18 protein-coding genes are annotated in these 19,656 nt (G+C 65.6%); 14 read left to right on the top strand and 4 right to left on the bottom strand.

Translation table 11 applies throughout. The annotated features are described in order from the left end of the window. Positions 1-71: 71 nt before the first annotated feature. Both greA and ACOCMH_RS27065 read left to right on the top strand, forming a co-directional pair. The gene (gene greA / locus ACOCMH_RS27070; protein ID WP_092309418.1) at positions 72-548 is read left to right on the top strand and encodes a transcription elongation factor GreA; all 477 of its coding nucleotides are present in this window, start codon (positions 72-74) and stop codon (positions 546-548) included. Positions 549-602: 54 nt separating this feature from the next. Continuing rightward, entirely contained in the window at positions 603-1,106 is a 504-nt protein-coding gene (locus ACOCMH_RS27065; RefSeq protein ID WP_427310227.1) for a DUF4149 domain-containing protein, read from the top strand. Between the two features lie 84 nt (positions 1,107-1,190). Here the strand turns inward: ACOCMH_RS27065 and ACOCMH_RS27060 are convergent, their stop codons facing one another. Continuing rightward, a complete protein-coding gene (locus tag ACOCMH_RS27060) occupies positions 1,191-1,694 on the bottom strand; it encodes a YhbY family RNA-binding protein (RefSeq protein WP_427310225.1) in 504 nt (167 codons plus the stop codon). Between the two features lie 263 nt (positions 1,695-1,957). On the opposite strand from ACOCMH_RS27060, the gene ACOCMH_RS27055 reads away from it, so the two are divergent. From ACOCMH_RS27055 to phoR, 11 genes are all read left to right on the top strand, one after another. Then, a complete protein-coding gene (locus ACOCMH_RS27055; protein ID WP_171517873.1) occupies positions 1,958-2,623 on the top strand; it encodes an RlmE family RNA methyltransferase in 666 nt (221 codons plus the stop codon). A gap of 157 nt (positions 2,624-2,780) precedes the next feature. Beyond that, positions 2,781-4,664, top strand: coding sequence for an ATP-dependent zinc metalloprotease FtsH (ftsH, locus tag ACOCMH_RS27050; protein ID WP_171517872.1), 1,884 nt, complete (start codon positions 2,781-2,783; stop codon positions 4,662-4,664). A gap of 205 nt (positions 4,665-4,869) precedes the next feature. After that, a complete protein-coding gene (gene folP, locus ACOCMH_RS27045; RefSeq protein WP_427313377.1) occupies positions 4,870-5,661 on the top strand; it encodes a dihydropteroate synthase in 792 nt (263 codons plus the stop codon). Between the two features lie 54 nt (positions 5,662-5,715). Then, positions 5,716-7,059, top strand: coding sequence for a phosphoglucosamine mutase (glmM, locus tag ACOCMH_RS27040; RefSeq protein WP_427310222.1), 1,344 nt, complete (start codon positions 5,716-5,718; stop codon positions 7,057-7,059). 231 nt (positions 7,060-7,290) lie between these two features. After that, positions 7,291-8,322, top strand: coding sequence for a phosphate ABC transporter substrate-binding protein PstS (pstS, locus tag ACOCMH_RS27035; protein WP_427310220.1), 1,032 nt, complete (start codon positions 7,291-7,293; stop codon positions 8,320-8,322). Positions 8,323-8,384: 62 nt separating this feature from the next. Then, complete coding sequence (gene pstC / locus ACOCMH_RS27030; RefSeq protein WP_427310218.1) at positions 8,385-9,353, top strand: phosphate ABC transporter permease PstC; 969 nt, start codon at positions 8,385-8,387, stop codon at positions 9,351-9,353. Further along, positions 9,350-10,252 carry a phosphate ABC transporter permease PstA gene (gene pstA, locus ACOCMH_RS27025; protein WP_427310216.1) on the top strand — a complete coding sequence of 301 codons (903 nt, stop codon included), beginning with the start codon at positions 9,350-9,352 and terminating at the stop codon, positions 10,250-10,252. Before pstC ends, pstA begins: the two co-directional genes overlap by 4 nt. 51 nt (positions 10,253-10,303) lie before the next feature. Next, positions 10,304-11,092 carry a phosphate ABC transporter ATP-binding protein PstB gene (gene pstB, locus ACOCMH_RS27020; protein ID WP_427310214.1) on the top strand — a complete coding sequence of 263 codons (789 nt, stop codon included), beginning with the start codon at positions 10,304-10,306 and terminating at the stop codon, positions 11,090-11,092. Positions 11,093-11,139: 47 nt separating this feature from the next. After that, the gene (gene phoU, locus ACOCMH_RS27015; protein WP_427310212.1) at positions 11,140-11,844 is read left to right on the top strand and encodes a phosphate signaling complex protein PhoU; all 705 of its coding nucleotides are present in this window, start codon (positions 11,140-11,142) and stop codon (positions 11,842-11,844) included. Between the two features lie 28 nt (positions 11,845-11,872). Next, a complete protein-coding gene (gene phoB / locus ACOCMH_RS27010) occupies positions 11,873-12,580 on the top strand; it encodes a phosphate regulon transcriptional regulator PhoB (protein ID WP_022535813.1) in 708 nt (235 codons plus the stop codon). Positions 12,581-12,701: 121 nt separating this feature from the next. Beyond that, a complete protein-coding gene (gene phoR, locus ACOCMH_RS27005) occupies positions 12,702-14,084 on the top strand; it encodes a phosphate regulon sensor histidine kinase PhoR (RefSeq protein ID WP_427310210.1) in 1,383 nt (460 codons plus the stop codon). Between the two features lie 54 nt (positions 14,085-14,138). Here the strand turns inward: phoR and ppk1 are convergent, their stop codons facing one another. Continuing rightward, on the bottom strand, positions 14,139-16,265 hold the full coding sequence (gene ppk1, locus ACOCMH_RS27000) for a polyphosphate kinase 1 (RefSeq protein ID WP_427310208.1): 2,127 nt from the start codon (positions 16,263-16,265) through the stop codon (positions 14,139-14,141). 154 nt (positions 16,266-16,419) lie between these two features. Here ppk1 and ppx point away from each other — a divergent pair, with 154 nt between their 5' ends. Continuing rightward, on the top strand, positions 16,420-17,952 hold the full coding sequence (gene ppx, locus ACOCMH_RS26995) for an exopolyphosphatase (RefSeq protein WP_427310206.1): 1,533 nt from the start codon (positions 16,420-16,422) through the stop codon (positions 17,950-17,952). Positions 17,953-18,025: 73 nt separating this feature from the next. Here the strand turns inward: ppx and ACOCMH_RS26990 are convergent, their stop codons facing one another. Together ACOCMH_RS26990 and ACOCMH_RS26985 are read right to left on the bottom strand one after the other, a co-directional pair. Beyond that, positions 18,026-18,868: a GNAT family N-acetyltransferase gene (locus ACOCMH_RS26990; RefSeq protein ID WP_427310204.1), complete on the bottom strand. Its 843-nt coding sequence runs from the start codon at positions 18,866-18,868 to the stop codon at positions 18,026-18,028. A 159-nt stretch (positions 18,869-19,027) separates the two neighbouring features. Then, a complete protein-coding gene (locus ACOCMH_RS26985; protein ID WP_427310202.1) occupies positions 19,028-19,504 on the bottom strand; it encodes a SixA phosphatase family protein in 477 nt (158 codons plus the stop codon). Positions 19,505-19,656 lie beyond the last annotated feature (152 nt).

Genomic DNA, 19,656 nt, shown 5'->3' with positions numbered 1-19,656 from the left:
AAGTGCCCTGGCGGGGTTTGCCGGGGATGGCTCCAGCTCCGCTGCGGCTCATTTTTTTGTTGAACGAAGACATGAGCACCATTCCGATTACCAAGCGTGGCGCAGAGCTCCTGAAGGAGGAGTTGCAGCGCCTGAAGGCTGTCGAGCGTCCGGCGGTGATCAATGCCATCTCGGAAGCGCGCGCCCAGGGCGACCTGTCTGAAAACGCCGAGTACGACGCCGCCAAGGAAAAGCAGGCCTTTATCGAAGGTCGCATCCTGGAAGTGGAGGCCAAGCTGTCGGCGGCGCAGATCATCGACCCGACCCAGCTGGATACCGACGGCCGCATCGTCTTCGGTGCGACCGTCGATCTCGAGGACCTGGAGTCCGGCAGCCCGGTCAGCTACCAGATCGTCGGCGATGACGAGGCCGACCTCGACGCCGGCAAGATCTCGGTCAGCTCGCCCATCGCGCGCGCGCTGATCGGCAAGTTCGAAGGCGACGTCGCAACCGTGCTGGCCCCGGGCGGCGAGCGCGAGTACGAAGTCATTACCGTACGCTACATCTGATGCCGGCCCGGCCGGCGGGCTTGCGCCTGCGCCGGCCACCGGAAAGGCCGGCTTGTGTTCTCCAGTTCCTATAACAACCTGCCGCCGCTGCCGCACCGCATCTTCTTGCTGCTGACGGTGGTGTGGGCAGGCAGCCTGTGGACCGTCGGCTACATGGTGGCGCCGACGCTGTTTTCGGTGCTGCCCAGCCGCGAGATGGCAGGCATGATCGCCGGCCACCTGTTTTATACCGAAGCCATCGTCGGCACGACCATCGGCGTGCTGCAGCTGGTGCTGTGCAACGTGATGATCCGGCGCGGCGCGCAGCGCTACCGCGCCCTGCGCTGGCTGGTGCTGGGCATGCTGTGCTGCGTGCTGGTCGGCTACTTCGGTATCCAGCCGTTCATGGGCAGCCTGAAGGACAAGGCGCTGGCGCTGGGCGTGGGCGTTTCGGAGTCGCCATACAAGGCGCAATTCGGCATGCTGCACGGCGTGTCCAGCGCCTTCTACCTGCTGCAAAGCCTGCTTGCGCTGGCGCTGGTGTGGCGCGCTTCGGCGCCGCGCTCGGCGGGGGAGTGAGGCGGTGCCGGCCCGGCCACAAGCGTGGCGTGCCGGCATCGGGGCGCCTGGCGGCGACCCCGCGGTGCGGTCAGCGGGTAGCGTTCAGCCCAGCGACTTCTTCTTCTGGCTGGTCGGGCGTACGCGCGAGCGCTTCACATTGCCGCCGGCGGTGACGCGCTCGTTGCCAAGCACGGTGACTTCCTTGCGGGTCGGACGGCGGTTCGGCGCGGCGCTGGGCTTCTTTACGGTTACCGTGCGCGGGGCGGCGCCGCCGCGGCGGGCCGGCGTATGGCGGCCCAGGTCTTCGGCCTGGTTTTCCTTCAGGCGCGCTTCGCCCGGACGCCATACCACCAGCAGCTTGCCGATATGCTGGATCGGCGCGGCGCTGAGCTGGTCGCAGATTTCTTCGTAGATGGCAATGCGGGCTTCGCGGTCATCGCCGAACACGCGGATCTTGATCAGGTCGTGCGCAGCGAGGCTGCGGTCGATCTCGGCCAGCACGTTGCGGGTCAGGCCTTCGGCGCCGACCATCACGACCGGGTTCAGGGCATGGGCACGGGAGCGCAGGTCAGAGCGCTGGGCGGGGACTAGTTGTAGAGCGGGCATAGGTTGGCGCTGAATAAGGGCGCTTGAAATAGTGATAGAGCGCTTGGCGCTGGTAATCGGGCGCTGCAGCCCGCGCCGTTCGGGACAAGGCGGGCGGGAACAGGCTGCCGGCGGTCGCCGCTTGGCGGCCAGCCGGTATGCGGATTGGCGCGTATTATCCGTCAATCCGGCACTGTCGGGCAGCAAAATCATCAAAACAGTAGGAAAACCTTTGCCGCCGGCGCAACCGGCGCGCGCGGGCAGGGAACAGGCTGGTATCTGGCATGGCAAAGAACAAGTTCAACCATTCGTGGCTGCACGACCACATCAACGACCCGTACGTGAAAATGGCGCAGCGCGAAGGCTATCGCGCCCGCGCGGCGTACAAGCTCAAGGAAATCGACGAGCAGGACAAGCTGATCCGTCCGGGCCAGGTGATTGTCGACCTGGGCGCGGCGCCGGGGAGCTGGAGCCAGTACGCCCGCAACAAGCTGGCGGACTCGCCCCGGGCCAAGGACGGCAAAATTGACGGCGCCGTCGTGGCGATCGACCTGCTCCCCATGGAGGCTGTCGCGGACGTCACTTTCATCCAGGGCGATTTCCGCGAGGAAACGGTCTTCCGCGAACTCGAAAGTGTGGTGCTGGACGCCTCCGGGGGCAACAAGATAGACCTTGTTTTGTCGGACATGGCCCCCAACTTGTCCGGTGTGGCCTCCGCCGACGCTGCCCGGATCGAGTACCTGTGCGACCTAGCGCTGGAATTCGCGCAGGCCCACCTTAAGCCGGAGGGGGCATTGCTGGTAAAGTGTTTCCACGGGAGCGGCTACAGCCAGATCGTGGAAAAGTTCAAACGGCAGTTCAAAGTGGTCGCGAAGCGCAAGCCCAAGGCGTCGCGCGACAAGTCTTCCGAAACCTTTATCCTTGGGCGCTACCTCAAGGCAGTGGATTGACCGATCTCGATACAAGCCAGGGCGGAATAAGAAATGTAGAGGGAAATACCCTCACCCGGTGCTATCGGCATCATAGTTTCTCTGTTTCCCCTCGAGGGCGGGGGCTGCATTACAATGCAGCTATCCGTTGGCAAGGCAATTGCAAAGGAGTTCGGCCTTGAATAACAACCTGTTTCAAAAGGCGGCAATCTGGCTCGTGATCGCGCTGGTGTTGTTTACCGTCTTCAAGCAGTTCGACAAGCCCCGTGCGCAGGACAGCGTCACCTATTCGCAGTTCATGGATGACGCCAAGAACGGCAAGGTGTCGCGGGTCGACGTGCAGGGCCGCAACCTGGTGATCTCGCCCAAGGAAGGCGCCAAGTACACCATCATCTCGCCGGGCGACATCTGGATGGTCGGCGACCTGATGAAGTACGGTGTGCAGGTCACCGGCAAGGCGGACGACGAACCCAACGTGCTGGTCCAGGCCCTGTATTACCTTGGGCCGACCCTGCTGATCATCGTGTTCTGGTTCTACATGATGCGTCAGATGCAGGGTGGCGGAAAAGGCGGCGCATTCTCATTCGGCAAGTCGCGTGCGCGCCTGATCGACGAGAACCAGAACGCCGTCACGTTCCAGGACGTGGCCGGCTGCGACGAGTCCAAGGAAGAAGTGGTCGAGCTGGTCGACTTCCTCAAGGATCCGCAGAAATTCCAGAAGCTGGGTGGCCGCATCCCGCGCGGCGTGCTGCTGGTCGGCCCTCCGGGCACCGGCAAGACGCTGCTGGCGCGCGCCATCGCCGGCGAGGCCAAGGTGCCGTTCTTCAGCATCTCGGGTTCCGACTTCGTTGAAATGTTCGTTGGCGTGGGCGCGGCCCGCGTGCGCGACATGTTCGAGAATGCCAAGAAGCAGGCGCCCTGCATCGTGTTCATCGATGAAATCGACGCGGTCGGCCGCCATCGTGGCGCCGGCATGGGCGGCGGCAACGACGAGCGCGAGCAGACCCTGAACCAGATGCTGGTCGAGATGGACGGCTTCGAGGCCAACTCGGGCGTGATCGTGATCGCTGCGACCAACCGTGCCGACGTGCTGGACAAGGCGCTGCTGCGTCCGGGCCGCTTCGACCGCCAGGTCTACGTGGGCCTGCCGGACATCCGCGGCCGCGAGCAGATCCTGAAGGTCCACATGCGCAAGGTGCCGATCGGCAACGACGTCGACGCCTCGGTGATCGCGCGTGGCACGCCGGGCTTCTCGGGCGCCGACCTGGCCAACCTGGTCAACGAGGCCGCGCTGTTCGCCGCCCGCCGCAACAAGCGCGTGGTCGACATGCAGGACTTCGAGGACGCCAAGGACAAGATCTACATGGGTCCGGAGCGCAAGTCGACGGTCATGCGCGAGGAAGAGCGCCGCGCCACGGCTTACCACGAGTCGGGCCACGCGGTGGTTGCCAAGCTGCTGCCCAAGGCCGACCCGGTGCACAAGGTCACCATCATGCCGCGTGGCTGGGCGCTGGGCGTGACCTGGCAGCTGCCGGAGCATGACAAGTATTCGAAGTACAAGGACAGCATGCTGGAAGAGGTGGCCATCCTCTTCGGCGGCCGCGCGGCGGAAGAGGTCTTCCTCAACGCCATGAGCACGGGCGCTTCCAACGACTTCGAGCGCGCCACCAAGATCGCGCGCGACATGGTGACCCGCTTCGGCATGAGCGATTCGCTGGGTGCGATGGTCTACGTCGATACCGAGCAGGACGGCATGTTCGGCAAGCTGTCGTCCAAGACCGTGTCCGAAGCCACGCAGCAGAAGGTCGACGCCGAGATCCGCCGCATCATCGACGAGCAATATGCGCTGGCCAAGCGCCTGCTCGAAGAGAACCGCGACAAGGTCGAAGCCATGACCAACGCGCTGATGGAATGGGAAACCATCGATGCCGATCAGGTCAACGACATCATGGCCGGCAAGCCGCCGCGCCCGCCGCGTAGCGCGTCGGGTCCCAACGGTGGCGGCAGCACGCCTTCGGGCGGCTCGCCGGTGGCGCCGACCAACGCGCCTGCGACGGCCTGAGCCGGCGCGCGTCCTGGTGACGATGCCGTCGTGATGGCTGTGTAGTGCCTCTCCCTGAAGCCGGTGCCTGGTGCACCGGCTTTTCCTTTTTTGCGCGGCGAACCGCGCGCATCGCCATAGCCTTCCTACCTTGCAGCAGACCACTCAGACCCGGCACTTCCAGTGCGGCCGTTTCCGCTTTGCCCTGGACCAGCGGCCGCTGGTGATGGGCATCCTCAACGTCACGCCCGACTCCTTTTCCGACGGCGGCCAGCATGCCAGCCGCGACGGGGCGCTGCGCCACGCCGAGCAGATGATCGCCGAGGGCGTCGACATCATCGACATCGGCGGAGAATCGAGCCGGCCCGGCTCGGCGGCGCTACCGCTCGCGGACGAGCTGGCGCGCGTGATCCCCGTGGTGGAAGCGCTGCGCGACTGCGGCAAGCCGTTGTCGATCGACACCTATAAACCGGAGGTCATGCGCGCCGCGCTTGCGGCCGGAGCCGATCTCATCAACGATATCTGGGGCTTGCGCATGCCAGGCGCGGTCGAGGCGGTGGCGGGCGGACAAGCGGGCCTGTGCGTGATGCACATGCAGCGCGATCCGCAAACCATGCAGGAGGATCCGCACTACGTCGACGTGGTCGCCGAAGTGGCGCAATTCCTGGCCGGGCGTGTCGCCGTACTGCGCGCCGCGGGAATCGACGATGCCCGGATCTGCCTCGATCCGGGGTTTGGCTTCGGCAAGACACCGGATCATAATTTGCGCCTGCTCGGGCAATTGCCGAAGCTGGCCCTGGACGGCCTGCCGGTGCTGGCGGGCATCTCGCGCAAATCCACGCTGGGTGCCATCCTGGGCGGCCGGCCGCCGCAGCAGCGCATCGCCGCCAGCATCGCCGCGGCGGTATGTGCGGTGGAGCGCGGTGCGTTGATCGTGCGCGTGCATGATGTGCAGCAGACCGTCGATGCCGTGAAGACCTGGTGGGCCGTGCGCAACGAATCCGTCAACGCGGACTGAGCCGCCCGGCGCCGCGCAACGAAGACAGAACACAGAAGAGAAGGGAAACAAGGAATGACACGCAAGTATTTCGGAACAGATGGCGTGCGAGGCAAGGTCGGCGATGCGCCGATCACGCCAGACTTCGTGATGCGGCTGGGCCATGCCGCGGGCAAGGTGCTGGCACATGGCGCTAGGACTGGGCAGGGCAAGCCCACCGTGCTGATCGGCAAGGACACGCGCATTTCTGGCTACATGCTGGAAGCCGCGCTGGAAGCCGGCTTCACTTCGGCGGGGGTGCATGTGCTGCTGACCGGGCCGCTGCCAACCCCTGGCATCGCCTACCTGACGCGGGCGCTGCGGCTGTCCGCAGGCGTGGTGATCTCGGCCAGCCACAACCCCTACTACGACAACGGCATCAAGTTCTTCTCGGCCAGCGGCGACAAGCTGCCCGACGCGGTCGAGGCGGCGATCGAAGCAGCCCTCGACGAGCCCATGGTGTGCGCCCCCTCCGACGACCTGGGACGCGCCCGCCGCATCGACGATGCCGCCGGCCGCTATATCGAATTCTGCAAGAGCACCTTCCCGTACGAGCAGGACTTGCATGGCCTGAAGCTGGTGGTCGACTGCGCCCATGGCGCGGCCTATCACATCGCGCCGCCGGTGTTCCATGAACTCGGCGCGGACGTGGTCGCCATCGGCAACCAGCCGAACGGCCGCAATATCAACGCCGGCTACGGCGCCACCGCGCCGGAGAAGCTGGTCGAGGCGGTCAAGGCCAACGGCGCCGACCTGGGCCTGGCCTTCGATGGCGACGCCGACCGGCTGCAGGTGGTGGATGCGGATGGCCGGCTCTACAACGGCGACGAACTGCTGTACCTGATCGTGCGGGACCGGCAGGCTGCCGGGCAGGCGGTACCCGGTGCCGTTGGCACGCTGATGACCAATATGGCGGTGGAACTGGCGCTCAAGCGCGAGGGCGTGGATTTCGTGCGCGCCAAGGTGGGCGACCGCTATGTGCTTGAGGAGCTGAACAAGCGCAAATGGACGCTGGGCGGCGAGGGTTCAGGCCACTTGCTGTGCCTGGACCGTCACAGCACCGGCGACGGCATCGTGTCGGCGCTGCAGGTGCTCGGCGCGCTGCGCCGCAGCGGCAAGACGCTGGCGCAACTGCTCGACGGCGTGAAGCTGTTCCCGCAAACGCTGATCAATGTGCGCGTGCAGAAGGGTTTCGACTGGCAGACCCATGCCGGCCTGCAGGCAGCGCGGGCCGTGGTGGAACCGGAACTGGAAGGCCGCGGCCGGGTCTTGATCCGTGCCTCGGGCACCGAGCCCGTAGTGCGCGTGATGGTCGAAGCGGAGCAGGCCGACATGGCCGAGCGCGCAGCCAGGAAGCTGGCGGACGCGCTAGGTGCCTGACGGTTCCCCTCCGAGGCACGAACGCCGGGCTCGTCCCGGCGTTTTTTTATCTATCTTCGCAATTAACCGCCGTCATATTCCCCGCGCCCCGCGACGGGCACATCCCGACGATGCCTTGCTGGAGGCCCGCTTCAAGAAGATTTGAAGATGTCACGGAATTGTCATACAGGCAGCATAAAGTTCGTCTTGTCAAAAATTTGTCATTCCCAACCAATGTTCTCTGGAGGACATATGAAGCTGGTCAAGACTGCCGTGGCAGGCATCGTTTCGATGGTGGTGGCGGGTACTGCGTTCGCGGCGGAAATTACCGGTGCAGGCGCGTCTTTCCCGGCGCCCGTGTATTCCAAGTGGGCCGACGCATATAACAAGGCAACGGGCAACAAGGTCAACTATCAATCGATCGGCTCGTCGGGCGGCATCAAGCAGATTGGCGCCAAGACGGTCGATTTCGGTGCCTCGGACGCGCCGCTGAAGGACGAGGAGCTGAACAAGCAGGGCCTGGTCCAGTTCCCGACGGTGATCGGCGGCGTGGTGCCGGTGATCAACCTGCAAGGCGTGAAACCGGGCGAACTGACTATTACCGGCGAAGTGCTGGCCAACATCTACCTGGGCAAGATCAAGAAGTGGGACGATCCCGCGATCAAGGCGCTGAACCCGCAAGCCAAGCTGCCGAGCCAGGACATCCTGCCGGTGCGTCGCGCCGACGGCTCGGGAACCACCTTCATCTTCACCAACTACCTGTCCAAGGTCAGCGCTGACTGGAAGAGCACGGTGGGCGAGGGCACCACGGTCAACTGGCCGGGCGGCGGTACCGGCGGCAAGGGCAACGAGGGCGTGGCCGCCTTCGTGCAGCGCCTGAATGGCGCCATCGGCTATGTCGAGTACGCCTACGCCAAGCAGAACAAGATGACCCACCTGAACATGAAGAACGCCTCGGGTGCCGTGGTCAAGCCGGGCGACGACGCCTTCAAGGCCGCTGCCGCCGGCGCGGACTGGAGCAAGAGCTACTACCAGATCCTGACCAACCAGTCGGGCAAGGATGCCTGGCCGATCGCCGGCGCGACCTTCATCCTGGTGCACAAGAACCAGGACAAGCCGGCACAGGGCGCCGAAGTGCTGAAGTTCTTCGACTGGGCCTACAAGAACGGCACCGGCATGGCCGCCGACCTGGACTACGTGCCGCTGCCGGAAAACGTCGTCAACCAGATCCGCACGACCTGGAAGACGATCGTCAAGGACTCTGCAGGCAAGGCGCTGTACTGATCTGACGGTATCGCCGGCTCGCGTGCACGCGCGGGCCGGCGAACCCTCCCGAATTTTCCGACATGGCGACTATCCCCTCCGACACCCGCAGCGTCCAGCCTCCGAGCCGGCTCGGCGACATTCTGTTCGGCGGCCTGACGCGCGGCGCCGCCATCGTGACGCTGCTGCTGCTGGGCGGCATCATCGTCTCGCTGGCGATCAGCGCCTGGCCCTCGATCCAGACCTTCGGCGCGCGCTTTCTGTGGTCCGCGGAGTGGGATCCTCCCGCCGATGTCTATGGCGCGCTGGTGCCGATCTACGGCACCATCGTGACCTCGCTGATCGCACTGATCATCGCGGTGCCGGTCAGCTTCGGCATCGCCCTGTTCCTGACCGAGCTGTCGCCCGCCTGGCTGCGCCGGCCGCTCGGCACCGCCATCGAGCTGCTGGCCGCGGTGCCGTCGATCGTGTACGGCATGTGGGGCCTGCTGGTGTTCGCACCGATCTTCGGCGAGTATTTCCAGAAGCCCCTGGCCGCCACGGTGGGCCAGCTGCCCGTGATCGGCAAGCTGTTCCAGGGCGCGCCGCTGGGCATCGGCCTGCTGTGCGCGGGCGTGATCCTGGCGATCATGATCATCCCGTACATCGCCTCGGTGATGCGCGACGTGTTCGAAGTCAAGCCGGTGCTGCTCAAGGAATCCGCCTACGGCGTGGGCTGCACCACCTGGGAAGTGATGTGGAACGTGGTGCTGCCGTACACCCGCGCCGGCGTCATCGGCGGCGTGATGCTGGGCCTGGGCCGCGCGCTGGGCGAGACCATGGCGGTCACCTTCGTCATCGGCAATACCAACCTGCTGGATAGCGCCTCGCTGTTCTCGCCGGGCAACAGCATTACCTCGGCGCTCGCCAACGAGTTCGCCGAAGCCGGTGCCGGCCTGCATACGGCCGCGCTGATGGAGTTGGGCCTGATCCTGTTCTTCATTACCTTCGTGGTGCTGGCGCTGTCCAAGCTGTTGCTGCTGCGACTGGCAAAAAATGAGGGCGCCAAATGAGCCAAGCGAGTCAAGCCGTGTCTTCTGTATCGATTCCCGCGGTGCGCCCTGATGCCGATGCGGTGCGCGCGCGCCTGCAGGGCCGCCGCCGCCGCGTCAACCTGTACGCGCTGACCGCGTCGCTGGTGGCCATGGGCTTCGGCCTGTTCTGGCTGGCGTGGATCCTGTGGACCACCGTCTCGCTGGGCGTGGGCGGGCTGTCGCTGGACCTGTTCACGCAGATGACCCCGGCCCCTAACACCGCCGGCGGTGGCCTGGCCAACGCGATCTTCGGCAGCTTTGTGATGGTCGGCATGGCCACGCTGTTTGGCACGCCGCTGGGCATCCTGGCCGGCATCTACCTGGCCGAGTACGGCAAGAGCTCGCCGCTGGCCAGCCTGATCCGGTTTATCAACGACATCCTGCTGTCGGCGCCGTCGATCGTGATCGGCCTCTTTGTCTACGCGCTGGTGGTGACCCGCATGGGCCACTTTTCGGGCTGGGCCGGCATCTGTGCCTTGGCGCTGCTGCAAGTGCCGATCGTGGTGCGCACCACCGAGAACATGCTGAACCTGGTGCCCAACGCGTTGCGCGAGGCGGCCTTCGCACTGGGCGCGCCCAAGTGGAAGATGGTGCTGTCGATCACGGTGAAGTCATCGTACGCCGGGATTGTGACCGGCGTGTTGCTGGCGGTGGCTCGCATCGCCGGCGAAACCGCGCCGCTGCTGTTCACCGCGCTGTCCAACCAGTTCTGGACCAGCGACCTGAACAAGCCGATGGCCAATCTGCCGGTAACGATCTTCCGCTTTGCCATGAGCCCGTTCACCGAATGGCAGCAGCTGGCCTGGGCGGGTGTGTTCCTGATTACGATCGGTGTGCTGGCCCTGAATATCCTGGCGCGCATCCTGTTCAAGAAATAAGCGGCGCGGCCGGTATCCGCCCCGCCCCAAGACTGCAAGCGAGAAAACGCAATGACCTCCACCGTCATCGACATTCCCGATTCGGTACGCGCCAAGATCGACGTGCGCAACCTGAACTTCTACTACGGCCAGTTCCATGCGCTGAAGGACATCAACATGTCGATCCCGGACCGCAAGGTCACGGCCTTCATCGGTCCCTCGGGCTGCGGCAAGTCGACGCTGCTGCGCACCTTCAACAAGATGTACGCGCTTTATCCCGAGCAGCGCGCCGAGGGCGAGATCAACATGGACGGCGACAACCTGCTGACCGCCAGGCAGGACATCGCGCTGCTGCGCGCCAAGGTCGGCATGGTGTTCCAGAAGCCGACGCCGTTCCCGATGTCGATCTACGACAACATCGCCTTCGGCGTGCGCCTGTTCGAGAAGCTGTCGCGCTCGGAAATGGACGACCGCGTGGAATGGGCGTTGAGCAAGGCGGCGCTGTGGAACGAGGCCAAGGACAAGCTGCACCAATCGGGCTACGGCCTGTCCGGCGGCCAGCAGCAGCGGCTGTGCATCGCGCGCGGCATCGCCATCCGCCCCGAGGTGCTGCTGCTGGACGAGCCATGCTCGGCGCTCGACCCGATTTCCACCGGCCGCATCGAAGAGCTGATCGCGGAACTGAAGGACGAGTACACCGTGGTGATCGTGACGCACAACATGCAGCAGGCGGCGCGCTGCTCCGACTACACCGCCTACATGTACCTGGGCGAACTGATCGAGTTCGGCGAGACCGAGAAGATCTTCATCAAGCCGCACCGCAAGGAAACCGAAGACTACATTACCGGCCGGTTCGGCTGACGGGCAGGGCAGGGACTAGCATATCCATAAGCGGCCAGGAGAATCCCATGACTGACAAGCACCTGTCGACCCAGTTCGACGCAGACCTCAACGCCATCAATACCAAGCTGCTGCAGATGGGCGGGCTGGTCGAGTCGCAGATCGAGCTGGCCATGCGCGCGCTGACCGACTTCGACGCCGACATCGCCGACCAGGTCATTGCCCGCGAGATCCAGCTCAACGCGCTGGAAGTCGAGATCGATGCCGATTGCGGCAACATCATCGCCCGGCGCCAGCCGACCGCGCGCGACCTGCGCCTGGTGATGGCGATCTCGAAGACCATTACCAACCTGGAGCGCGCCGGCGACGAGGCCGAAAAAATCGCCAAGCGCACCAAGCACATCATGGAAGATGCGTCGGCGCACAGCATCAACTACGCCGAGGTCAAGCTGTCGGGCGAGATGGCGATCTCGCTGCTGCGCCAGGCACTGGACGCCTTTGCCCGGCTCGACACGGTGGCGGCGGCGCGCATCGTCAAGGACGACAAGGCCATCGACGAGGAATTCCGCGGCTTCGTGCGCAAGCTGATCACATACATGATGGAAGACCCGCGCACGATCTCGGTCGCGCTGGATTTCCTGTTCATCGCCAAGGCCGTCGAGCGCATCGGCGATCACGCCAAGAACATCGCGGAATTTATCATTTACATTGTCAAGGGGACGGACGTCCGCCATGTCTCGCGCGAGGACATGGAGCGCGAAGCGCTGAGCTGAGATCAGCCGCCCACGGAGAACCATACACATGCCAAGCAGTATTCTCGTTGTCGAAGACGAACCGGCGATCGCCGAACTGATCGCCGTGAACCTGCAGCACGCGGGGCACTATCCGATCCGGGCCTATAACGCCGAGCAAGCGCTGTCGCTGATGAGCGACGTGCTGCCCGACCTGGTGCTGCTCGACTGGATGCTTCCGGGCAAGTCAGGCGCGAACTTCGCCAAGGAGTTGCGCGCCAACGACCGTACCCGCCAGATTCCCATCATCATGCTGACCGCGCGCGGCGAGGAGCAGGACAAGGTGATGGGCCTGGAAGCCGGCGCCGACGACTATGTCACGAAGCCGTTCTCGCCCAAGGAGTTACTGGCGCGGATCAAGGCCGTGCTGCGCCGCCGCGCGCCGCAGCTGACCGACGACGTGGTGGCGATCAACGGCCTGCGGCTGGACCCGGCCACCCACCGCGTCACCGGCCAGGATGACAGCGGCCCGATCAAGCTCGACCTGGGGCCCACCGAGTTCCGCCTGCTGCACTTCCTGATGACGCACCCGGAGCGTGTGCACAGCCGGTCGCAATTGCTCGACCAGGTGTGGGGCGATCACGTCTTTGTCGAGGAGCGCACCGTCGACGTCCATATCAAGCGCCTGCGCGCCGCGCTGACCCCGGGCGGATACAGCAACATGATCGAAACCGTGCGCGGCAGCGGCTACCGGCTGGCGCGCACCCCGGGCGCCTGAGGCGCCGGGCGGGGCCCACGCCGCTGGCAGGGCGCGGCGAAATCGTGGCACACTCCGTCGCAACCCTGCAGCCAGCCGACAGCTTCAATTTCTCGGCTGGCTGCGAGCCTGAACCCTGCGCATGAATGTCATCTGGGCCCGTTCCGTGGCCATCCTGATCAGCCTGCTGGTGCTGTCCGCCGGCGTCTACCTGGCCGTCGGCCCGGTGCCGGCGCTGGCGCTGGCCTGCGTTTCGCTGCTCGGGCTGCTCTTCTACTACCTGTACCAGATCAACCGGCTGTGGAAGGTGCTGGACGCGCCGGTCTACGGCGAGATTCCCAGCGCGCTCGGGCTGTGGGGCGAGGTGTATTACCGCCTGCACCGGCTGGTCAAGCGCTGGCGCACCCAGGTGCTGCAGGTCGAGCAGCAGCACACGCGCTTTATCCAGGCGATCCAGGCCTCGCCCAACGGCGTGCTGATGCTCGATGACGCCGACCAGATCGAGTGGTGCAACGACGTCGCCGAGCAGCATTTCGGCCTGAACGCGCGGCGCGACGTGCGCCAGCGCATTACCCACCTGATCCGCCGGCCGGAGTTTGTCCGCTACCTGACGCGGCAGCAGTTCGACGATCCGCTAGTGATGCGCGACATGGGCGAGCACAAGCACAGCGTGATCGCGGTCCAGATCCTGCCATACGGCGACAACCGCAAGCTGGTGATCACGCAGGACATCACCAAGCTGGAAAATACCGAGGCGATGCGGCGCGACTTTGTCGCCAATGTCTCGCATGAACTGAAGACGCCGCTGACGGTGATGACCGGCTTCCTCGAAACCGTGCGCGACCTGCCGGTGTCGGAGGATGACCGGCGCCGCTACATCGACATGATGCTGGCGCAGTCGGTGCGCATGCAGAGCATCGTCGAAGACTTGCTGGCGCTGGCCAGGCTGGAAAGCGACGCGCAGCCGCCGGGCCATGACGTGGTGCCGATCCGCGCCATGGTGGCGCACCTGATGCACGACGCCGAGGCGCTGTCGCAGGGCCGGCACCAGGTCGCGGCCGAGATCGACCCGACTGTGGGCATGCGGGGCGCGGAAACCGAACTGATGTCCGCGCTGGGCAACCTGGTCTCGAACGCCGTGCGCTACACCCCGGAGGGCGGCCGTATCACCATGCGGCTGGCCTGGGAAGACGGCCACGCGGTGTTTTCAGTGACCGATACCGGCCTGGGCATCGCGCCCGAGCATATTCCCCGCCTGACTGAACGCTTCTACCGCGTCGACCGCAGCCGCTCGCGCGACACCGGCGGGACCGGGCTGGGCCTGGCCATCGTCAAGCACGTGCTGTCGCGCCACCATGCGGAACTGCGCGTCACCAGCGAGGAGGGCCGGGGCAGCGTGTTTCGCGTGGTGTTCCCGCAGGAGCGCAGCCAGCGCTCCGCTGCCGAAAGCGCGGACAGCCCGGTGCCCGGGGCGGGTCCGACGATCGCGCCGCAGTCACCGGACAGTTCGCGGCGCGCCGCCTGATCGCAACAGGAAAACCCCGCCGCGGCGGGGTTTTCTTTTGCTCGCGGCGCGCGCTCAGGGCGTACCGCCGAACATCACCAGCAGATCGTTCTGGCTTACATGCGGATGCTTGGAACGCGTCTGCTTGCGCACGTAATTGCCATCCGATTGCATGATCCACGCCGACGCATTGTCGCGCAGGTGAACCTGCAGGCTTTCCTTGACGACGCGCGCCTTGAGCGCCTTGTCCAGTACCGGGAACGCGACTTCCACGCGGCGGAACAGGTTGCGGTCCATCCAGTCGGCGCTGGACAGATAGAGCACCTCTTCGCCGCCGGCGTGGAAGTAATAGACGCGGTGGTGTTCAAGGAAACGCCCGATGATCGAGCGCACCGAGATGTTCTCGGACATGCCCGGCACGCCCGGCATCAGCGCGCATACGCCGCGCACGATCAGGTCGATCTTCACCCCCGCGCGCGACGCCTTGTACAGCTCATCAATGATTGATGGTTCCAGCAGCGCGTTCATCTTGGCGATGATGTGGGCCGGCTTGCCCGCGCGCGCGTTGCGGGCCTCGACGCGGATATGGTCGACCAGGCTGGTCTGCATGGTGAACGGCGACTGCCACAGGTGGTTCAGCCGGATCGTGCCGGCCGTGCCGGTCAGCAGCTGGAACACGTGGTGCACGTCTTCGCAGATGGCCTCGTCGGCGGTCAGCAGGCCGAAGTCGGTATAGAGCCGGGCCGTGCGCGGGTGGTAGTTGCCGGTGCCAAGGTGGGCGTAGCGGCGCAGCTTGACTTGCTTGGCCTTGGGCCCGGTGGGCTCGCGCCGCACGATCAGCAGCATCTTGGCGTGGCACTTGTGCCCGACCACGCCGTAGATCACGTGCGCGCCAGCGGACTCCAGCCGCTCGGCCCAGTTGATATTGGTTTCCTCGTCGAAGCGCGCCAGCAGTTCCACCACCACCGTCACTTCCTTGCCGTTGCGCGCGGCGGTCATCAGCGCTTCCATCACCAGCGATTCGTTGCCGGTGCGGTAGACCGTCTGCTTGATCGCGACCACGTTAGGGTCGGCCGCGGCCAGCTGCAGCAGGTCGAGCACGGAACTGAAGCTCTCGTACGGGTGGTGCAGCAGCACGTCCTGCTGGCGCATCACGTCGAACATCGACACGCCGCCGGCAAAGACCTTGACCGGGGCCGGTACGTAGGGCGGAAACTTCAGTGCGGGTCGATCGACCATGTCGGGGATCTGCATCAGCCGCACCAGGTTCACCGGGCCGGAAACGCGGTACAGGTCCTGTTCGGCAAGCCCGGACTCCAGCAGCAGCCGGCGCGCCAGCGGAGTCGGCGTATCCGACGAAACCTCCAGCCGCACCGTGTCGCCGAAATGGCGCGCGGGCAATTCACCCTGCAGCGCCTCGCGCAGGTCGGTGATGTCGTCCTCCGAGACGAACAGGTCGGAGTTGCGCGTCACGCGGAACTGGTAGCAGCCATGCACGGCGATGGCGGGGAACAGCTCGTGCACGAACCCCTGCATGAACGACGACAGCATGACAAAGCCGTATGGATAGCCCGACAGCTTCTCCGGCATCTTGACCACGCGCGGCAACGCCCGCGGTGCCTGCACGATGGCGAGATCGGCATCGCGGCCGAAGGCGTCCTTGCCGGACAGTTCCACCACGAAGTTCAGGCTCTTGTTGAGCACGCGCGGGAAGGGGTGGGCCGGGTCCAGGGCGATGGGGGTCAGCACCGGTGCCAGCTCGCGCTGGAAGAACTGGCGCGCCCACTCGCGTTGGGCGTCGGTCCAGGTGGTGGTCAGGTGGAAAAAGACCCCTTCTTTTTCAAGTAGTGGAAAAATGGTGTTCTGCAGCATGTCATACTGCGAAGCCACAAGCCGTTGCGTGCGCTCGGTGACAAGCTGGTAGGTCTGCTGGAAGGAGAGGCCATCCGGCGTCAGGCCCGAGGCATTGTCGCGCATCTGTTCCTTCAGGCCCGCCATGCGGATTTCAAAGAACTCGTCCAGGTTGCTGGACACGATGCAGATGAACTTGAGCCGCTCGAGCAACGGGACTTTCGGGTCCGCGGCTTGCGCCAGCACGCGGGCATTGAATTCCAGGATGCCCAGTTCGCGATTGAGCAGCGTACTGGACGGAGTCGTCGACATGGTCATGACCTTCTTTTGGTAATGTGGCGACTTTTTCATAGAATCGTGTCACTTTCATGACAATTTAATTTTGTCATGATGCGGACATGACAACGACATATTTTTCCCGGGCGCGAACGCCGGCAGGCGCAGACACCAGCGTGTCCCTGCCGCGACTCGCAACGCCAACGCGAACCAGCCCTCCAAGCAAACGATGAACAACACTCCACGCCTGCTGGCTGCCGTCGACATGGGCTCGAACAGCTTCCGCCTGATGATCGGGCGGGTGGACGAGACCCCCACGGCCAATGGCCCGGCCAGCCAGATCTTCCAGGTCGACGCGCTGCGCGAGCCGGTGCGGCTGGCGGCCGGGCTGACGCCCGACAAATACCTGGACCAGCCCGCGCGGCGACGCGGCATCGATGCGCTGCGGCGCTTCGGCGACCGCCTGCGCGAGTTCGCGCCGGGCCAGGTGCGCGCGGTCGCCACCAATACGCTGCGCGTCGCCAGGAACGCCTCCGAATTCCTGATCGAGGCCGAAGGCGCGCTGGGCTTCCCGATCGAAGTGATCGCCGGGCGCGAGGAGGCGCGGCTGATCTACCTGGGTGCCTCGCACGATGCGCCGGCCTGCCAGGGCAACCGCCTGGTGGTCGATATCGGCGGCGGCTCGACCGAATTCATCATCGGCAACGGCTACCAGTCCAAGCTGATGGAAAGCCTGTATATCGGCTGCGTATCGCATAGCCGCCAGTTCTTCCCCAGCGGCAATGTCGACGAATACGCGATGAAGCAGGCCGAGCTGGCGGCGCGCCGCGAAATCCAGGTGCTGGTGCGCCAGTACCGTGCCGCGGGCTGGGAGCAGGCGGTGGGCTCGTCGGGCACCGCGCGCGCGCTGGCCGAGCTGATCGAACTCAACGGCATGAACGACAGCAATGCCGAGCACGGCATCACGCGCGAAGGGCTGGAGCGCCTGAAGCGTGCGCTGATCAAGGCCGAGAACACCAATCGCGTCAAGCTGACCGGCCTCAAGCCGGACCGCATCCCGGTGCTGCCGGGCGGGCTGTCGATCATGCTGGGTGTGTTCGCCGAACTCGATATCGAGCGCATGGACGTGACCGACGGCGCGCTGCGGCTGGGCGTGCTGTACGACCTGCTCGGACGCAGCCACCATGAGGACATGCGCACGGTCACGGTGGACCAGTTCATGCGCCGCTACGGCGTCGATCGCGCCCAGGCCAGTCGCGTGCGGCGCGCCGCGCAGGCGCTGCTGTCACAGTTCCCGGAGCCGGCCAATGAACGGCGCGAGGACAACCTGGCGCTGCTGGGCTGGGCGGCCAGCCTGCATGAGATCGGCATGTCGATTTCACACAGCGGCTACCACAAGCACTCTGCCTACATCGCCACGCATGCCGACATGCCGGGCTTTTCCAAGACCGACCAGGCGCGGCTGGCGACGCTGCTGCTGGGCCATGCGGGCAAGCTGGGCAAGCTGTCGGGCAGCGGCAAGTTCGTCGACTGGCGCATGCTGTTCAGCCTGCGCCTGGCCTTTGTGCTGTGCCGGCGCCGCTCGGATGTCGCATTGCCGGACATCCGTGTCACGCAGCTGGCCGAGGCGCTGGACGAAGGCTTTACCGTGCGGCTGCCCAAGGCGTGGATCGACGCCAATCCGTTGATCGAATACAGCCTGGCGCAGGAAGCCGACGAATGGCAGCGGATCGGCAAGCGCTACAAGGTGGTCTACGACTGAGTGCGGATGGAAGCGGTCCAACGGCCGCCCAGGGGGCGGCCGTCATCGGAAGGGCTTTGGGGCGGGGCGCCGCTCAGGCGGCGTTGTTCAGGCCCAGGAAGTGGCGGGCGTAGCGCGGGTTCATGTCGTTCACGCGCAGCAGCGTGAGGAAGTCCGCCACGTTGAAATCCGGGTCCCAGGCCGGCTGGCCGCAGATCTTCGCACCCAGGCGCAGGTAGCCCTTGATCAGCGCGGGCGGCTCGACTGCCAGCTGCTGGTTCAGGTCCTCCACCGGCAGCGGCAGGCGCGGGAACGCGTGGTACTCGATCGGCGCCAGCGAGCGCTCGCTGAACAGCCGGTGCAGGCTGGCGGCGTAGTGGCCGCCGTCGCTCATCGGCACGCTGGCGCAGCCCAGCATGGACTCGATGCCCCAGCGCTGCAGGTACTCGCCCAGCCCGCCCCACAAGGCCATGATGACGCTGCCGGAGCGGTAGTCGCGGTGCACGCACGAGCGGCCCAGCTCCAGCATCTTCGGACGCAGGTGCGACAGGCGCACCAGGTCGAATTCGGATTCTGCGTACAGGCAGCCCAGGCGCTTCGCCTGGTGCGGCGGCAATACCCGGTAGGTACCGACCACGCGCAGCGTGGCCTGGTCGCGCACGATCAGGTGGTCGCAGTAGGCATCGAACATGTCGATGTCCAGTTCGGGCACCGAAGACGTCAGGCGCGCGCCCATTTCCTCGGCAAAGACCTTGTAGCGCAGGCGCTGGGCCTCGATTACTTCATCCTGGTGGCGCGCCCACGCCACGCTGAGAACAGGCGACTCATGTGCCGGTGTATCCGATGGGCGATGAAGACGCCTCCGCGCCGTCTGGCCGCCGAGGCCATTGGGCAGGGAGTCGAAGAGCGGCTGGGTAGGCGTCGGCAGATCTCGCATCAGTATGTCCTTTTGGTGACGTAACTGTTGCGATGCAATGTAGTCAGGGCCGGTGACAGTGCCGTGACCCGGCGATGACGGTTGCGTGACTTTCGACTGCCGGGGTCCGTCCCGGAGCGCTTCAGGGGCGCGCCGGACGGTGCCGCGCCCCGGCCGGACTCAGAGGAACTCGGGATTGATGACCGCGCGCAGCACCGTCTGGGCCTCGCTTTCGCGCGTACGGCCGGTCAGCCACCAGATGCCCCCCTTGCGCACGCTCCAGTCCATTTCGGCGCCCGCCAGCAGCAGGCTCGCGACCCGGCCGATCCAGGGCTGATGGCCGACCACCACCACATGCTCGGCGCGCTCCGGCCATTCGACCGCGGCAAGCACGGTGCTGACGTCGGCGCCGGGAGCCAGGGCGTCCAGGACTTCCGCCGCGCCGGTCAGCGCGGCCGCGGTTTCACGGGCGCGCACGGCGGGACTGCACAAGACGCGGGTATCGGCGGGCAGATGGGCACGCAGCCATTTGGCCGAAGCCTCGGCCTGCTTGCGGCCGCGCCGCGTCAGCGGCCGCTGCAGGTCGGCATGGCGGCTCAGGCTGAGGGCGTCGGGAAGGTCTTCGGCTTCGGCATGGCGCCACAGGATCAGGTTCATGTCGGACGGGGCAATGAGCTTGCTTCGAGTATGGTGAAGCGGCCCGACCGGCGCAAGCGCGGCGCAAACAAAAGCGGGCTGCCGGTCAGGGCAGCCCGCAAGCGTCTCCGCGCGCGGTGTCAGCGGGGAGACCGCGCGTCGGCGCAACGCAG

This window comes from Cupriavidus sp. H39 (assembly GCF_050271075.1).
Lineage (GTDB): Bacteria > Pseudomonadota > Gammaproteobacteria > Burkholderiales > Burkholderiaceae > Cupriavidus > Cupriavidus necator_B.
This window is presented reverse-complemented; position numbering and strand designations above follow the sequence as displayed.